This window comes from Pseudooceanicola lipolyticus, assembly GCF_002786325.1.
Lineage (GTDB): Bacteria > Pseudomonadota > Alphaproteobacteria > Rhodobacterales > Rhodobacteraceae > Pseudooceanicola_C > Pseudooceanicola_C lipolyticus.
On the sequence record NZ_PGTB01000017.1, the window covers coordinates 1 to 15,198 of the forward strand.

Sequence of the window (15,198 nt, forward strand, 5' to 3'; positions counted from 1 at the left end):
TGCGGCGCCGGTTGACGGGGGGCGTGCTGGCCAAGGCGGCGAGCCAGGGCAGCCAGGTCTTCGCCCGGCTGGCCGAGGTGCCGCTGTTCCTGGCGGCCTGGGGCAGCGGGCTGTTCGGTGAATGGCTGCTGGTCACCGCGATTCCGGCCTGCCTGAGCTTGAGCGATCTGGGCTTTGCCGGTGCGGCCAACCGGGAGATGGCGATGCGGCGGGCGCGGGGCGATCGCGACGGCGCGCTGGCGGTGTTCCGGGGGGCATCGGTTCTGATCCTGGCGCTGTCTATGGGCCTGGCCGGGCTGTTCCTGGGCGGCGTCGCGGCGCTGGATCTGTCGGCGCTGTTGGGATTGCAGCGGATCGGGCCGCAGATGTTGGCACTGGTAATGCTGTGCCTGGCGTTGAAACTGGTGATCGAAAGCCAGACACGGCTGCTGTTCGGCGGGTTCTATTGCGTACAACAATATGCGCGCGGCTTTCTGGTGCTGGCGGCGATCCGGCTGGGCCAGCTGGGCGCCAGCACCCTGGCGCTGATCTGCGGCGGTGGGCCGGTGGCGGTGGCGCTGGCCATGGTGCTGGCGGAGCTGGCAGGCGGTGTCGGAATGCGCCTGGCGCTGCGGCGTAGGGTGCCCTGGCTGCGCTATGGGCTGCACGGGGTGCGGCGCGCCGACATCGCGGCGTTGCTGCGTCCGGCGCTTGCCGGCATGGCGATCCCGCTGGGTCTGGCGGTGAGCCATCAGGGCGTGCGGCTGGTGATCGGTGTGATGCTGGGACCGGCGGCGGTGGTGGTGTTCACCACCCATCGGCAACTGACCCGCATGGTCAGCGTCGTGGTCAGCCTCGCGCATCCGGTCCAGGCCGAGTTGAGCGCGCTCTATGACCGCTCGGATCCCGCACCGTTTCGCGCCCTGTCGCGCGCGGCGGCCCGCCTGCTGGTCCGGGCGGTGCTGGCGGTTGCGCTGGGCGTGGCGTTGATCGGCGGGATGGTGTTTGTGACCTGGACCGGCGGCGCAGTCGGGTTCGACACCGTGCTGTTCGGGCTGCTGCTGGCGGCGGCAGTGGCAGAGAGCCTGTGGTTGGCGGTGTTCCCGCCGGTGATCGCGATCAACCGTCACATCGGGGTGGCGCGGATTTACCTGGTGCTGAGCGCTGTCCTGCTGCCCTGTGTCTGGGCCGCTGCGGCGGGTGGTCTGCTGGCCATTGCCGCGGTTCTGGTTGTCCTGGAACTGGTGTTCTTCGCCACGGTGCTGCGCACGGCCTGGCAGGTGACCGGGGACAGCGGGGCCGCATGGCTGCGGGCGGTGCTGGGCCCGGGCGGCGGGGGGGGGCGATGAGCGAACCACTGTTCCTGTTCAGCCTGCCGCGCGCCGGTTCGACCTTGACCCAGCGGTTGTTGGCGGCGCATCCGGCGATCTGTTCGACGGCAGAGCCCTGGATTCTGCTGTCGTTGTTCCATGCGCTGGATAAGGCCAGCTTTGCCGAGTACAACGCCACCGCCGCGCGGCGCGCGGTGTCGGAGTTTTGCGCTGAATTGCCCGGCGGGGCCGCGCAATACCGGGCCGAGGCCGCGCGGATGGCGGCAAGGCTTTATAACGCGGCCGCGGAGGATGGTGCGCGCTATTTCCTGGACAAGACGCCGCGCTATGCCCTGATTGCAGAAGAGATCCTGGCCGCCTTTCCCGAGGCGCGGATATTGCTGTTGTGGCGCAATCCGCTGGCGGTGGCCGCCTCGATGATCCGCAGTTTCTCGGCCGGGTGCTGGAACCTGCATCACTTTCACGTCGACCTGTTCGAAGGGCTGGACAGCCTGTGCAGGGTCTATTCCCGCCATCCCGAACGCTTTCACGTCCTGCGCTATGAAGATCTGGTGCGCAACTGTGCCGCCACGCTGCGCCCGGTGTTTGCCTATCTGGACCTGCCCGATGATCCCGGCGTGGCCGACCGTTTTGGCGCGGTGCGGTTTGCCGGGTCGATGGGCGACAAGACCGGGACGCGCGCCTATGCCGATGTGACCTGCGCCAGGCGGGAAACCTGGCCCGAGGTCTTCGCCACCCCGCTGCGGCGGCGCTGGGCGCGGCGCTATCTGAACTGGCTGGGAGAGGAGCGGTTGGCGCTTATGGGCTATTCCCAATCGGCGCTGCGGGCGGCGCTGGAGGCCGAGCCGATGAGGCTGCGCCATATTGCGCCGGATGTGGCGCGGATGGCTTATGGCGCGTTGGACCGGCGCCTGAACCTGACTGTGCTGCGCGCAAGGCGGGCGGAACGGGCAGGGGGCGCGCCGCTTTTCCCGCTGTCCTAGCGCCAGATCGGATCGCAGCGGTGAGAACCTCGTCCAGATCGGCGGCGGCGGCCTGGGGGGTGAACCGTTCCTGGAACAGGCGGCGGGCGCTGCGGGCCATTGCCGCCCGCTGCCCGGCCGGCAGTGCCGACCAGCGGGTCAGCAGCTGCACCACGCCATCGGGCGTATCCGGGGCAACCAGCCCGGCGCCGGCCTGCGCGATCTCGGAGCAGATATTGACCTGGTCGGAGATCAGCACTGGGCAACCATGCGACAGCGCCTCGACCACGGCGATCCCGAAATTTTCCTGATGCGAGGGCAGCACAAAGGCCTCGGCGCCGCCAAAGGCGGCGGTCTTGACCGCGCCGCGGATCATGCCGGGCCAGTGCAGGCGATGCGCGATGCCAAGCGCGCGCGCCTGCTGGCGCAGGCGCTGCCCGAACCCGTCCGGTTCCGGCCCGGCGATGACCAGGTCCAGCGCGGGGTCGGATGCGGCCAGCCGCGCGAAGGCGTCGAGCAGCAGGTCGGCGCCTTTCTTTTCATGGATCCGGCCGAGATAGAGCAGGTATCGCCGCCCGCGAAGCCGTGGCAGCGCCGCCACAAGCGCGCCGGTCTCCTCTGAGGCAACCGTCGCGGCCTTGGCGCCATAGGCGATCACCCGGGCGTGGTAGCGGGGCCGGGGAAAGGTGCGGGTGGCCAGCCGCTGTTCCTGCTGCGAGGTAAACAGCACCCGCTGCGCATGGTGCAGCACCGCGCCCTGGGTCAGCGTCCAGGCCAGCCGCTTGGCGCGGAATTTCCACGGAGCGATGCGGGCGAAATAGGGATCCATCATGCCATGGGCATAGACCACATAAGGCAGGCCCGCCGCCTTCAGGCCGTGGCCGCCGCCGATCACCGCATAATTCCACAACCCGTGCAGCACCGCGATGTCAAAGCCCGCCGCCTGCGCCGCCAGCCATTGGCGCAACCTGCCGGTATAGCGGCAGCGGAACCGCCCGGGCCCCAATGGCACGATGCGGGCGCCGATGCCGCGGGACTGCCCGGCCAGGAAGGCGGCGTCGGGGGCGTCGAGGCTGGCAATCGTGGTGCTATGTCCCCGTGCGGCCAGGCAGGGGGTAATGGCGGAAATCCCGGCGATCGGGCCGCCATAGGCCGGATCCACCGTCAGAATCAGACGCAATATCCGCATGTTTCCCCCTGCCGTTTTCTGGTGCCGAAACGTTATGCACAAGCTTAGGCAGAGGTCGGCTAACAAAGCGTTGTGCCTTGTTAGAGCCTGATATCTGACCCAGCGCCATGCGGTGCAGGATCACCGACACCGCCAGCAGGCTGACCTTGTCGAAGGACCAGAACGCGCCGTTTTGCATCAGCAGCACAAACAGGATCGCCCAGGGGATGCCGCCGCGTGCCGACAGGAACAGCACCGCCAGCATCGCCATTCCGATCACGCCGTAATTGATCAGCGTGTTGAAGATGGCGTTATGGGAAAAGGACTCGTTGGCCAGGTCCATGCCCGGCAGGTAGCCCATATCGAGGAAGACCCGGATCGGGATGCCGAACGGTGCCTCGCCCAGAACCCGGGGCAGCGCCAGCAGCGGCGTGGCGATGCGGCTGGCAAAAGAAAAATCCTCGCCCCTCAGGATGGCCCCGATACGCTCCGAGATCTCGCCGCCTGCCAGGGCCGCCCCGGCGGCGCCGGCGGCCAGCACCGTGACAAACAACAGCCCCTGACGTCGGTCGCCATGGCGCAGCAAGATCAGCGCCAGCGCCGCCGACATCGAGACCAGGCCCAGCATCGACAATGACAGGAAGGTGGCCAGCGCCAGAACCAGGATGATGCCCCGCGCCAGGGCCGAGACCGGCCAGAGCGGTGACAGCGCCAGCACCAGCACGGTTGCGACCGCGGCAAGATAGGACGGTTCGCCGAACGGCCCCGACGGGCGCACCCGTGAATGGCGCAGGTCCAGATCGGTGGGCAGGGTGTTGGTGTTGATGACGTAGAGGTCATGCGGCAGGCTGACAAACACGCCACGTTGCAGGCCGATGGTCTGGGCAATCACCAGCAGGGCCAGGCCCAGCGCGACCAGGCCGAGACAGCGCAGCGCCAGCCTTGCCTGGTTTGGGTTCAACACGATCTTCCGCCGCAGCAACGCGATGATCATCAGGAAACACAGGGCCTCGCGGCCGGCGCGCAGGAGGTCGTGGCTGTCGGCCAGCGGGTGCAGCGCCGCCGTGGCCAGCATCGCCCAGACCACGAACAGGCAGGCAAAGATGCGCAGGGTGAGGAAGCCGCGCAGCCCGGTGGCGGCGGCAAGGCACAACGCCGCGGCAAGGGTGCTGACCGAGGCGTAAAAGCTGAGCCCGAGCTGCAGGAACGGCAGCAGCAGAACCGCCAGCGGCACCGCCATCCGGACGGCCTAGCCCGGCGCCAGGCGCCGGGCCCGCACCGCGTTCAGCGCCGGTTTGAACGGGCGCAACGCCAGCCGCTTGGCCTGGTAGGACAGCAGCACTGCCAGTGACAGCGGCGCCATGCCGAAATGCTGCACCCGCGCGTGGTGATAGGCGGTGAGGGTTTTGCCGGCATTGGCGATGCTGGTGCCCCCCGGTTCCATGATCGTCAACAACTCGTTCACGAAGACGATCTGCCGCCACACCGGGCAAAGCCGCAGCGACCATTCGTAATCCATCCCGAAGTGGCGGGTGCGGTCATAGGTGCCGAAGGTCGCGAACAGGTCTCGACGGATCAGCATGGCCTGATGTGGCAGCTGGTTGTGCAGGTATTGCCGCCAGAACGGCGCCGAACGGCCATGCCGGCGCCCGGCCAGTTCGATGCGACCCACAATCACCGGCGCGCCACGATGGGTGTCGAGCAGGCGGGCCAGGGAAAAGGCCGCCCCCGGCGCAAGGCAGTCGCCGGCATTCAGGAACAGGACATAATCGCCGCTGGCCCGTGCGACGCCCTTGTTGAAGGCATCGGCGATGCCGCGGTCCGGCTCGCTCACATGCGTGGCGATGCGCGGGGCAACCGCGGCAATTGCGGCGCCGGTGCCATCGGTCGAGGCGCCGTCGATCACCACCCATTCGGCGTTGTCCGGCGCATGGTCCAGGACGCTGCGGGCGGTGCGCCGGAACCCGGCGGCATGATTGCGAACGATGGTGATCAGCGACAGCGTCATAAGCCCCTCCATGCGGGGCGGCTGCCCCAAAGGTGCAAAACGCTAGTCAGCGCAGACTTAAGAAACCGTAAATCGTGCTCAGCCGCCGTTCTGCGCCACCCGCACCGGCAGGGCCAGCACGGTGCCGTCGCCGGTGTGCTGCACCAGCTGCGTTTGGCCCGCGCCGGTTTGTGGCAGGTGCTGGCAGGCCTCGGGGTGGTCCTGGCAAATGATCACCTCGCGCCCGGTCAGATAGACCAGCCGCAGGCGCAAGCCGCGGGATTTCTGGATCGCGGCGCCCTTGGCCGAGGGCAGCTGTTCATAATCGCCGGTCACGTAGATCGGCCCGGTGCCCGGCCCGGCGGCCCGGGCAAAGGCGCGGGTATCGGCCTGCCAGGCGCGCGGCAGGGAATAGTTGACCGCGATCAGCACCGCGTGCAGCGCAATGGCGACGAACATGGCGTTCTGCGCCCGGCGGGCAGTGACGAGGCCCTGGTCGATGCCATTGGCCATCGCCATGCTGAGGATCATCGCGCAGCCGACCGAGACGAAGATCGCCGCGCGCGGGTCGACATCGACACCGGTTTTCAGCACGTGCAGCGACAACAGGCCCAGCCCGGCGGCACAGCCCGCCGCCACATAAAGGCCAAAACGAGGCGCGCTGCGCCAGACGATCACCACCGCGCAGCTCAGCAGCGACGCCATGATGATCAGCAGCGGGATATGTTTGAAGGACAGCACGTTGGCCAGCCGGCCGAACATGGTCAGCACCATGCCGAGATTGTGCCACAGCCCGGCCAGATCCTCGATCGGCCTGGGGTTGCGCCATTGCGCCATCGGAACGCCGAAGACGCCGTGATAGACATAGTTCAGCCCATAGATCAGCAACATTCCTGCGGCAAAGCTGGCGATGAAAATGCCCAGTGTCACCGCAAGGTCTTTCAGCGAGCGGTCGCGGTTGCGTGCGCCCAGCACCACCATCAACAGCAGCACCGGATAGGTGGTGTAGCACAGCAGCGTCACCGGTACGAAAACCGGCAACAGCCAGCGCATGACATGTGGTGGATAACGCGTGGCCAGATAGGCGAACAGCGCCACGATGCCCAGGCCCGGGATCAGCGTGTTGTACCACAGCGAGATCACAAACGCGGTGGGGGCCAGCACGATCAGCAGGGCCAGCGCCAGCACCCGCCCGACGGGGGCGTCGCGGCCGAAGACGGCAATCGCGGTGCAGGCGGCGAACACGGCCCAGAACAGCTGATAGACCAGGAAATTCAGCCAGGACGGCGTCACGACGCCGCGCAGGTGCCAGAGGTAATTGATCCAGCGGCCTTCCAGCAGGGTTTTTTCGTAATACAGCGTCTCGTCGCCCAGCAGCGCCGGAAAATCGTCATGCCGGATCATCGGGTCGATCAAGTTGGGCCCGGAACAGATCAGCAGCGCGACATAGGTCGCGGCAATCGCCGTGGGGACGGGCGCCCGTTCCCAGAGTCGCGTCAGGGGGAGCACGTTCTCAGGCCTCTTGCCGCCTGGCCTGCCGGGCGATGGCCGCCGCGCGCACCTGGGCAATCCGCGTCACCGCCGGGCGCGGCAGGAAGGACACCACGCTGCGGCGCATCCGCCAACCCAGGCTGCCGGCGTTTTCCAGCGCCGTGCCGGCCGGGATCTCGCGCTCCAGCACCTGTTGCGGCAGGCCGGCGCGGCCGGCGGCGTTGACATACAGCACGGTGTTATAGCGATACCAGGGTTCGACATCGCCGGCATGGCGCAGGTTGGGGCGGATGCAGTCGAAGGCGGTATAGCCCTGCGCGGCAAACAGGTCCTGCCAGAAGGACAGCGGCTGTTCGTTGACGTGGAACTCGCCGCCCTGGCCATTGACCGCGGCCGAGAACAGCACCCGGTCGCTGGCGCGCGTCAGGCTGTCGACCAATGTGGCCGAGGCGGTTTCGGGCAGGTGTTCGCCCACCTCCAGGCTTTGCGCCAGGTCAAAGCGTCGCCCGGTTTCGACCGGGCGGGTCAGGTCGGCGGCCAGAAAGGCATGGCCCGGCACCAGCAGCGCGGTGCGGTCGACATAGGCGCCATCGACGCCGGTCACGTCGGTGACCCCCGCTTTGATCCATTCGGCCAGCCAGGCGCCCCGCCCACAGCCGAGGTCCAGCACGCTCTGCATTCCCAGCCAGGGCCGGATCAGCCCGATCATCCGCCGCGCCGAGGCGCGCGCGCCGCCGTCGATATAGTCGAAGAACTGGTTGTTGTAGATATGTGTCATAGCCCCTCCGGACAGGCGGTTTTGCCTGAATAGACCCATAATTTCAGGATGAGATAATTCTGCACCGGCAGGATGAGCGTCACCGCCAGGGCCGAGAGCCAACCCGCCCAGCCCAGGGCCGGGCCGATCCAGGCGGTGATGCCCGCCGAGACCAGCAGGCCCAGGCCGATCATCGCGGCAAACCGGGCGATCTGGTCGGGCACCGCCAGCTTGCGGCGAAAGGTGAACACGGTCTGGCCCAGGTATTGCAGCGCCACGGCGGCCAGAAACGCCGCCGCATTGGCGGTGATCCGGTGCAGCCCGGCAGCCTCCAGCGCCAGAAAGCACAGGATGTAGAACCCCGCGACACCGGCACCGACCGCGGCAAATCGGAGGAGGCGAAGATCCAGTCGCCGGATCATCCCCGTGCCTCGATCCGCAACGGTTCGATCTGGCTGTGGCCATGTGCCTCTTCGGAAATGAAGTAAAGCGGGCGCTTTTTCGCTTCCATGTAGATGCGGCCGATATATTCGCCCATGATCCCCAGCGTCAGCAGCTGGATGCCCGAGAAAAAGCTCATCGCCAGCAGCATCGAGGCCCAGCCCGGTGCAGTGCTGAACCAGATGAAGGAGAAGATCACGTAAAGCCCGGTCAGGAACGACACCAGCAGGCTGAAAAAGGCCAGCCGGATGGCAAAGCGCAGCGGCCGCGCCGAAAACCCGGTCAGCGCGTCGGTGGCAAAGCGCAGCATCGCCCTGAGCGGGTATTTGGTTTCGCCGGCGCGGCGCGGTTCGCGCACATATTCCAGCCCGATCTGCCGATAGCCGGCCCAGGCGAACATGCCGCGCACGAACCGGGCGCGCTCTGGCATCGCCAGCACCGCGTCCAGCGCGCGGCGCGACACGATGCGGAAATCGCCGGTATCCTTCGGGATCGGCACGTCGGACAACGCGTTCAGCACCCGGTAGAACAGGTAGGCCGAGGCCTTTTTGAACAGGCCCTCGCCCTTGCGCTGGGCGCGGCGGCCAAACACCACGTCATAGCCCTGATCCATCAGCGCCATCATCTCGCGCAGCAGTTCCGGCGGGTCCTGCAGGTCGGCATCCAGCATGAAGATGCGCTGGCCCTTGGCGGCCTCCAGCCCGGCGGTCAGCGCCACCTGGTGGCCGCGATTGGCCGACAGGCGCAGCCCGGCGATCTGCGGGAACTCGCGCCCGGCGGCGGCAATCGCGGCCCAGGTGCCATCGGTCGAACCGTCATCGACCAGCAGGATCTCGGCCCGGTCGGCCCAGGGCGCAATGGCGGCGGACAGGCGGCGGGCCAGTTCCGGGATCGTTTCCTCTTCGTTCATGCAAGGCACGACAACCGAAAGATAAGGTGCGATCTGTCTCATGGCTTGGGCCCCTGGCTGTGCACGGTTCCGCGTTTCTTGGATCGGGCGGCAATTCCGGTCTTGTTTCGCTGAAAACTAGCCGGGGAACGTGGCCCGGTTGGGACTGATTTGTGGAATTGGTTGGGCAGGGCCGGTGCCCTTCCAACCGGTCCGAGGCGACCTGAGAACAATGCAATTTGTTAACCCGGCGCTAATCCCGCTGCGCCTATTCCTGGGACCGGACGAGTGGAAAGGTGGTGAAGATGGCTGCGCCGACAAACGCCGCGCCGGTCATCATCAAGCGGAAAAAGGTCACCGGTGGCGCTGGCCACCATGGCGGCGCATGGAAGGTGGCCTATGCCGATTTCGTGACCGCGATGATGGCCTTTTTCATGCTGATGTGGCTGTTGAACGCGACGACCGAGAAACAGCGCAAGGGGCTGGCGGATTACTTTTCGCCCTCAGTTCCGCTGCATCGTGTTTCGGGGGGCAGCGATGATCCCTTCGGGGGCGAAAGCGTGTTTGCCGACGACACTTTGTTGAAAGACGGCATCGGCAGCACCGAGGAACACGCAACCGAGAGCCGGGTTGCCGAGGGGCGCACCGGAGTTGACCCCGACGACGAGGATGCGGCAGCAGAGGCGGCGTTCAGCGCGCTGGAGGAGGTGCTGAAAGGGCGCGGCGGCGAAAGCCTGGTCAGCGACAAGATCCTCCAGCATATCGTCACGCGGGTCACCGACGAGGGGCTGGTGATCGAACTGTTCGCGCTGCCCGGCGCGCCGCTCTTCGCCGCCGGGGGCGACCACCCCACCGACTTGCTGCTTGATCTGACCGCGATGATCGCGCGCGTCACCGGCAGGGTCGACAATGACATCGCCATCGGCGGCCATGTGCGCGCCAATCCGGTGGTGCAAATCGCCAACCCGGTCTGGGATCTGTCCACGGCCCGCGCCGCGCGTGTTCGGCGCCTGCTGGAGTCGGCCGGCACCCGGCCAAATCGGCTGAGGCGGGTCACCGGCCATGCCGACCGCAGCCCGGCGCTGCGCGACCCGATGGCGGTGCGGAATGACCGCGTCGAGATCACGCTGCTGCGCCGCGGGGCCGGCGGCGGCCTTCGGAAGTGAGCGGTATTTTACCTGTTAGCCCGGCGTTAAGCGCCGGCGGCCTAAGCTTGGGCCCGACCTGAACCGACGCAGCAGAAAGGCGCCGCATGACCATCTCTTCCTCGCTGAATGCCGGGGTCGCCGGGCTGACATCGAATGCCAGCCGGCTGGCCTCGATCTCGGACAATATCGCGAATTCCTCGACTCACGGGTACAAGCGCGTGCGCACCGATTTTCAGTCCATTGTCATTTCCGAAACCGGCGGCAAATATTCCGCGGGGGGCGTGCGTGCCACCTCGCAGCGGCTGATCGACGAACGCGGCCCGCTGGTGTCGACCTCGAACGCCACCGACCTGGCGGTGCGCGGCCGCGGCATGCTGCCGGTGGCTTCGGCGGCCGAGGTGGCTGCCGGCAACGGCAATATCCAGATGCTGCTGGCCACCACCGGATCCTTCCGCACCGAGTCCGACGGCTACCTGACCACCGAATCCGGGCTGGTGCTGCTGGGCTGGCCCGCGCTGGCCGACGGCACCATCCCGAATTATCCCAGCGACACGGCCGATGCGCTGGACCCGGTGCGGATCAACGTCAACGAATTCACCGGCGAACCGACCACCTCGATGCGCCTGGGCGTCAATCTGCCGGCCACCGGTACCGAATCGACCGCCGACGGCACCATCCAGGAACTGTCGATCGAATATCTCGACAATCTCGGAAAATCGGAAAACATCCGCTTCACGTTCGAACCAACCATTCCGGCGGCCGGAGCGTCCAATACCTGGACGATGCGGATGGAAGATTCGGCGCAGCCGGGCGTCACCATCGGCGAATATGATCTCACCTTCGATAACAGCCGCGCCGATGGCGGCACGCTGGACACGGTCACCACGGTCAGCGGCGGTGCCTTCGACGCCACCACCGGCACGCTGATCGTCAATGTCGCCGGCGGGCCGATCGAAGTGGATATCGGCATTCCCGGCGAAACCGGCGGCATTAGCCAGCTGTCCGACCGCTTCGCGCCGATCGAGATCTCGAAAGATGGCACCCCGGTTGGCAACCTGACCTCGGTCGAGATCGACGAAAGCGGCTTTGTGCATGCCACGTTCGATTCCGGCATCACCCGCACCATCTACAAGATCCCGCTGGTCGACCTGCCCAACCCCAACGGCATGCTCTCGCTGGACCAGCAGACCTATAAGCCTTCGAATGAAAGCGGCACGTTCTATCTGTGGGATGCTGGCGAAGGGCCAACCGGTGATATCGTCTCTTACGCGCGCGAGGAATCCGCGGTCGATGTGGCGGGCGAATTGACCGCGATGATCCAGACCCAGCGCGCCTATTCCTCCAACGCCAAGGTGATCCAGACGGTGGAATTGTCCTTCGCCCCGGCGATGGTTTTCCCGGTCGAGATTTCGTCCTGGGTCTTCGCCAGGTTCATATTGATCGATTTGAGGGTCTGCAGCGCCACCATCGCGCTGTTATTGGTCAGTATACTCGACATAGTGTTTCCTTCACGCGTTGGGCAGGTTCCGCCCGGTTTTTTGCCGTGACCGGCAAAGCAATCGACCTTCTGACCAATGCGAAGCCCCGGCTTGCGGGGTCGCGCCACCCGATGTGCAGGTGCGCTGCCAAGATGAGCGCGAATTGCTAAGGGAGTGCTAATGTCTCCCCGTCCTGTCGCTTGGATTTAAATCAATCCGGCCCTAAACGCGCTTTTCAACCCTGGGGCTGCGCTGCGCCGGGACGTGGCTGCGGCGCCCGTCCCGATCATAGGTTTCAAGCCCCGCGCGCAGGCGTCGAAGCGCGGCCAGGCGGGATTCAACAGCGCGGATGCCCTGCATCGCATTTGCCAAAAGCGCCTGATTGCGCAGCAATTTTTCCCTGCGGGCGCCAAGATCGTGCGGTATCTGATCGCGTTGCTGCCCCAGCCGCTGCACCAGCGCCTGCTTCTGCGCTGTCATTGCGCCGATCTCGTCCAGATCGCCATGCAATAGCGCCGTGCGCTCGCGCAGAAGCAGCCGGTCAAGCTGTTCGAGCAACTCCGCTGCCTGTTCATCCGCCACGGTCACGCTCCGCCAGCGCGTTGAACAGCGTTTCGGCCAGGCCGATGCCGCCGGCCTCGGCCATTGCCTCCGCCTGTGCCTGCACTAGGAAGGACGCGAATTGCGCCTCGCCCGCGCCACCACCGAAGCCTCCGCGCGCCGGGCCCAGCCCGGCCGATTCGAGCATTTCGGCCAAAAACGTTGCCTCAAGCTGCTGCGCGGCCTGTTGCAGGGCCTGCTGACGTTGGAGCGGGACAGAAACCGGAACTACCGTTTGCACCATCAGTTGCCTCGAATTGTGCGGATGAGAGTGAGTTTGCGGATCAGGAGTTAAAATAATGGTAACCCGCAGCTGTCATGGTTTGCCCCGATCAGCACAGCGCGGAGCGACATGGATACCACCCCAATCCTTCGGCCCTCGGCAACGGCGGTGAGCCTGCCCCTCGGCTTGGCCGCACCGGCGTCCGGCCTGGCGGAATCGAATGGCGATTTTGCCGGGATCTTCCGGCAGCTGTGGTCGTTTGCACAGAGGCCCGAGACTGGCTCCAGCGAGAGGCGCGCAGTGACTGCGCCGGAGGATTTGGAAACCCATGGAGATGCGGCGGCTGCAGAACATGCCGACCCTGCCGAGGTCATCCCAGCGGATGCCGGCTTGGACACAGAGCGGCAGGCGTCGGTGGTGGAGCCGCCGGAGAGGTCTGGGCGGGCACCGGGCAGGGCGCCGCCGCCCGGCAGGTTCGAAACGGTCGGCCGCGAAGATGGCTGGACGCAGCAGGAAAAGGCCCCGATCGGCGTGCCAACGGCAGAGATATCCTCGCGCATGCTTGGACCCGAGCGGCAGGACATTGCCGCACCGATTCAGGCTGCGGAGGAGGCGGAGGCGCAGGCGAAGGCGCCTCTTGCACCGATAATCGCAGCAGGACAACAACGGTCGCTCGGCCAGAACCGCGCAGTGCTTCAGATGTTGTCAATGTCTTCCCAAAGGCCTGCGCCGCCAGATCCACAACCGTCGATCAAATCGGCACCGGCACGGACGGCGCCGTCCGAGGCGGCGAGGACTATTGATGTTCACGCAAACGGCGATCGTCTGTCAGCGCCCCCGGCCCGACCGGGGGCGGCATTGGCCGATCAGCGCGAACCGCCACCCGCATGGGCCAGCAGTTCGGTCCCGCCGGACCGGGACGCCGCACCGGCGCAACCCGGTGTTCCCCCTATTGCCCCGTTCTCTTTGCAACAGGGGGAGGGTGGCTTGCACCTTGCGCAGGGCAGCCCGCGACGAGGTTTTGAATCCGCATGGGCGGCGGGCGATCCGGACAGAGCGCTTGCCCGGACCTCAGCGCGCGCGTCCTGCACGCATTTTTCGCCACTGGTTCCGGAGGTTTCTCGACATGGGTCAGGCATGACGCGACCGCGATTGGCGGAACGGGGGCAACCGGTCCAACCCGTTGAGGACGCGCCCCCATCGCAATCCGCAGAGCTGCTGGCAAAGCGCAAACCGGCCGATGCCATTCCGATACTGCGCGCGGCCCAAGAAGCAGGGCCTGCGGCTCCGCCCATCACGCAGGTCGCCGCAGGAAGGCCGGACAAGGCGGCAACCCTGGCTGCGCGCACCGCCGCCCTGCAGGGCCGGCATGAAAGGCAAATTGCGCAACCCGGTGAACTCCCAAATCCCGAGCACAGTATCGTCGGGCTCGCCCCGACCCAGACCGGTCAGACCCCGCCTCCAGATGGCAACCACCAGTTGCCCCCGGTGACGCAGATTGACTCAACTGGGCAGACCAGGGCGGGCGCGAACGGTCTCGCGCGGCTTGACCAGCCCGGGGGCGAGCGCGGTGATGCGGCACCCTTGCGCCTGGACATCTCTGGATTGACCAATCCGACAGGCGGCGACCCACAGCTGCAGAAAAGCGAAGCGGCGCGGGTTCCCACCGCACAGCTGGTGGACCATCTGCTGCGCCAGCCGGAGCGGGCGGTGGAAATCTCGCTGCATCCGCGCGAGCTGGGGCGGGTTCACATGGCGCTGGCGGTTTCAGAGCACGGGATGACGCTGACCATCACCGCCGACCGTCCCGAAACCCTGGACCTGATGCGCCGGCATATCGACCAGCTTGCGCAGGAGTTCCGGCAACTGGGTCAAAACGAAGTCGGTTTTGCCTTTCGCCAGGGTGATGCCGATCGCCAGCCGGGGCAGGACCAGAACGCCGTGGCGGGACCGGTTGCCGGCGATGCAAAGGAGGCGGCCGAACCGCTCTATCTGGGGCCGGTGGTGCACACCGGGCTCGATCTGAGGTTGTGATTGATGACGCTTGAAGTGACCCAAAATTCCGCCGGCGTGACCGCAAACAGCCCCGGCGCAGCGCGTGGCAATGCGGCGACGCTGGCCTCGGATTTTGAGACCTTTCTGAAAATGTTGACCGCCCAGGCCAGGTATCAGGACCCGCTCGACCCGATCGATTCCACCGAATATGCCGCACAGCTGGCGCAATTCTCGATGGTGGAACAGCAGGTTCTGACCAATGACAGGTTGGCGGCGCTGTCTGCGGGCTTTGATACCTTTACCGCCGCCTCGCTTGCGAGCTGGATCGGGATGGAGACCCAGGCCGCCGCCCCGGCGCAATTCGGCGGCGCCCCGGTCACCATTGTGCCTTCCGTGGCGGGTGGGGCCGATGCGGCGGTGCTGGTGGTCAAGGATGCCAGCGGCGCGCCGGTGCAACGTTTGCCAATCGGCACAAGCGATGCCCCCTTCGACTGGATGGGGCAGGATGACAGCGGTGCGCCGTTTCCGCAGGGTGTCTATAGCTTCGAGGTGGAAAGCCGGAAAAATGGCGAATTGCTGTCCACGGCGCCGGCGGCGGTTTATGCCCGCGTGGCCGAGGCGCGTATCGAGGAGGGCAAGGTCATCCTGGTGCTGCAAGGCGGCGGTGAGGTTGCCGCCGCTGCGGTGACCGCCTTGCGCCGGCCATCCTGAATGAGCCGCGGGCTGCCGTTCCCCGGCAGCCCGGACTT

14 protein-coding genes and 2 pseudogenes are annotated in these 15,198 nt (G+C 66.5%); 6 read left to right on the forward strand and 10 right to left on the reverse strand.

All coding sequences use genetic code 11. From position 1 onward, the window contains the following. On the forward strand, positions 1 to 1,328 hold a 1,328-nt coding region (locus CVM52_RS26850; protein ID WP_172720947.1), incomplete at its 5' end, for a polysaccharide biosynthesis protein. Further along, positions 1,325 to 2,293, forward strand: a complete 969-nt coding sequence (locus tag CVM52_RS27660; RefSeq protein WP_240620892.1) for a sulfotransferase family protein — start codon at positions 1,325 to 1,327, stop codon at positions 2,291 to 2,293. The genes CVM52_RS26850 and CVM52_RS27660, both read left to right, overlap by 4 nt. Positions 2,294 to 2,345: 52 nt before the next feature. On the opposite strand, the pseudogene CVM52_RS07450 reads toward CVM52_RS27660, so the two are convergent. The 7 genes and pseudogenes from CVM52_RS07450 to CVM52_RS07480 form a co-directional block, all read right to left on the reverse strand. Further along, a pseudogene (locus tag CVM52_RS07450) lies at positions 2,346 to 3,461 on the reverse strand (glycosyltransferase); the annotation flags it as partial. After that, positions 3,361 to 4,680, reverse strand: a complete 1,320-nt coding sequence (locus CVM52_RS07455) for an O-antigen ligase family protein (protein WP_100161883.1) — start codon at positions 4,678 to 4,680, stop codon at positions 3,361 to 3,363. The pseudogene CVM52_RS07450 and the gene CVM52_RS07455, both read right to left, overlap by 101 nt. 9 nt (positions 4,681 to 4,689) lie before the next feature. Further along, positions 4,690 to 5,448, reverse strand: coding sequence for a glycosyltransferase family 2 protein (locus CVM52_RS07460; RefSeq protein WP_172720948.1), 759 nt, complete (start codon positions 5,446 to 5,448; stop codon positions 4,690 to 4,692). A gap of 78 nt (positions 5,449 to 5,526) precedes the next feature. After that, positions 5,527 to 6,936 carry a hypothetical protein gene (locus CVM52_RS07465; RefSeq protein ID WP_100161885.1) on the reverse strand — a complete coding sequence of 470 codons (1,410 nt, stop codon included), beginning with the start codon at positions 6,934 to 6,936 and terminating at the stop codon, positions 5,527 to 5,529. Positions 6,937 to 6,940: 4 nt separating this feature from the next. Continuing rightward, a complete protein-coding gene (locus CVM52_RS07470; RefSeq protein ID WP_100161886.1) occupies positions 6,941 to 7,696 on the reverse strand; it encodes a class I SAM-dependent methyltransferase in 756 nt (251 codons plus the stop codon). Then, complete coding sequence (locus CVM52_RS07475) at positions 7,693 to 8,097, reverse strand: GtrA family protein (protein ID WP_100161887.1); 405 nt, start codon at positions 8,095 to 8,097, stop codon at positions 7,693 to 7,695. Before CVM52_RS07475 ends, CVM52_RS07470 begins: the two co-directional genes overlap by 4 nt. Further along, a complete protein-coding gene (locus CVM52_RS07480) occupies positions 8,094 to 9,068 on the reverse strand; it encodes a glycosyltransferase family 2 protein (protein ID WP_100161888.1) in 975 nt (324 codons plus the stop codon). Before CVM52_RS07480 ends, CVM52_RS07475 begins: the two co-directional genes overlap by 4 nt. Before the next feature lie 242 nt (positions 9,069 to 9,310). On the opposite strand from CVM52_RS07480, the gene CVM52_RS07485 reads away from it, so the two are divergent. Next, complete coding sequence (locus CVM52_RS07485) at positions 9,311 to 10,171, forward strand: flagellar motor protein MotB (protein WP_100161889.1); 861 nt, start codon at positions 9,311 to 9,313, stop codon at positions 10,169 to 10,171. 86 nt (positions 10,172 to 10,257) lie between these two features. Then, positions 10,258 to 11,523: pseudogene (locus CVM52_RS07490) on the forward strand (flagellar hook protein FlgE); the annotation flags it as partial. On the opposite strand, the gene CVM52_RS28090 reads toward CVM52_RS07490, so the two are convergent. The 3 genes from CVM52_RS28090 to CVM52_RS07500 all read right to left on the reverse strand — a co-directional run bounded on the left by CVM52_RS28090 (position 11,487) and on the right by CVM52_RS07500 (position 12,475). Continuing rightward, positions 11,487 to 11,651, reverse strand: coding sequence for a flagellin N-terminal helical domain-containing protein (locus CVM52_RS28090; RefSeq protein ID WP_370304232.1), 165 nt, complete (start codon positions 11,649 to 11,651; stop codon positions 11,487 to 11,489). The pseudogene CVM52_RS07490 and the gene CVM52_RS28090 overlap by 37 nt on opposite strands. 202 nt (positions 11,652 to 11,853) lie before the next feature. Beyond that, entirely contained in the window at positions 11,854 to 12,213 is a 360-nt protein-coding gene (locus CVM52_RS07495) for a flagellar biosynthesis protein FlgN (RefSeq protein ID WP_133119807.1), read from the reverse strand. Beyond that, positions 12,203 to 12,475 carry a rod-binding protein gene (locus CVM52_RS07500; RefSeq protein ID WP_100161892.1) on the reverse strand — a complete coding sequence of 91 codons (273 nt, stop codon included), beginning with the start codon at positions 12,473 to 12,475 and terminating at the stop codon, positions 12,203 to 12,205. The genes CVM52_RS07495 and CVM52_RS07500 overlap by 11 nt, the downstream gene beginning before the upstream one ends. Before the next feature lie 108 nt (positions 12,476 to 12,583). Here CVM52_RS07500 and CVM52_RS07505 point away from each other — a divergent pair, with 108 nt between their 5' ends. Continuing rightward, on the forward strand, positions 12,584 to 14,488 hold the full coding sequence (locus CVM52_RS07505) for a flagellar hook-length control protein FliK (RefSeq protein WP_100161893.1): 1,905 nt from the start codon (positions 12,584 to 12,586) through the stop codon (positions 14,486 to 14,488). A 3-nt stretch (positions 14,489 to 14,491) separates the two neighbouring features. After that, complete coding sequence (locus CVM52_RS07510; protein ID WP_100161926.1) at positions 14,492 to 15,160, forward strand: flagellar hook capping FlgD N-terminal domain-containing protein; 669 nt, start codon at positions 14,492 to 14,494, stop codon at positions 15,158 to 15,160. The last annotated feature ends 38 nt before the right edge of the window (positions 15,161 to 15,198 follow it).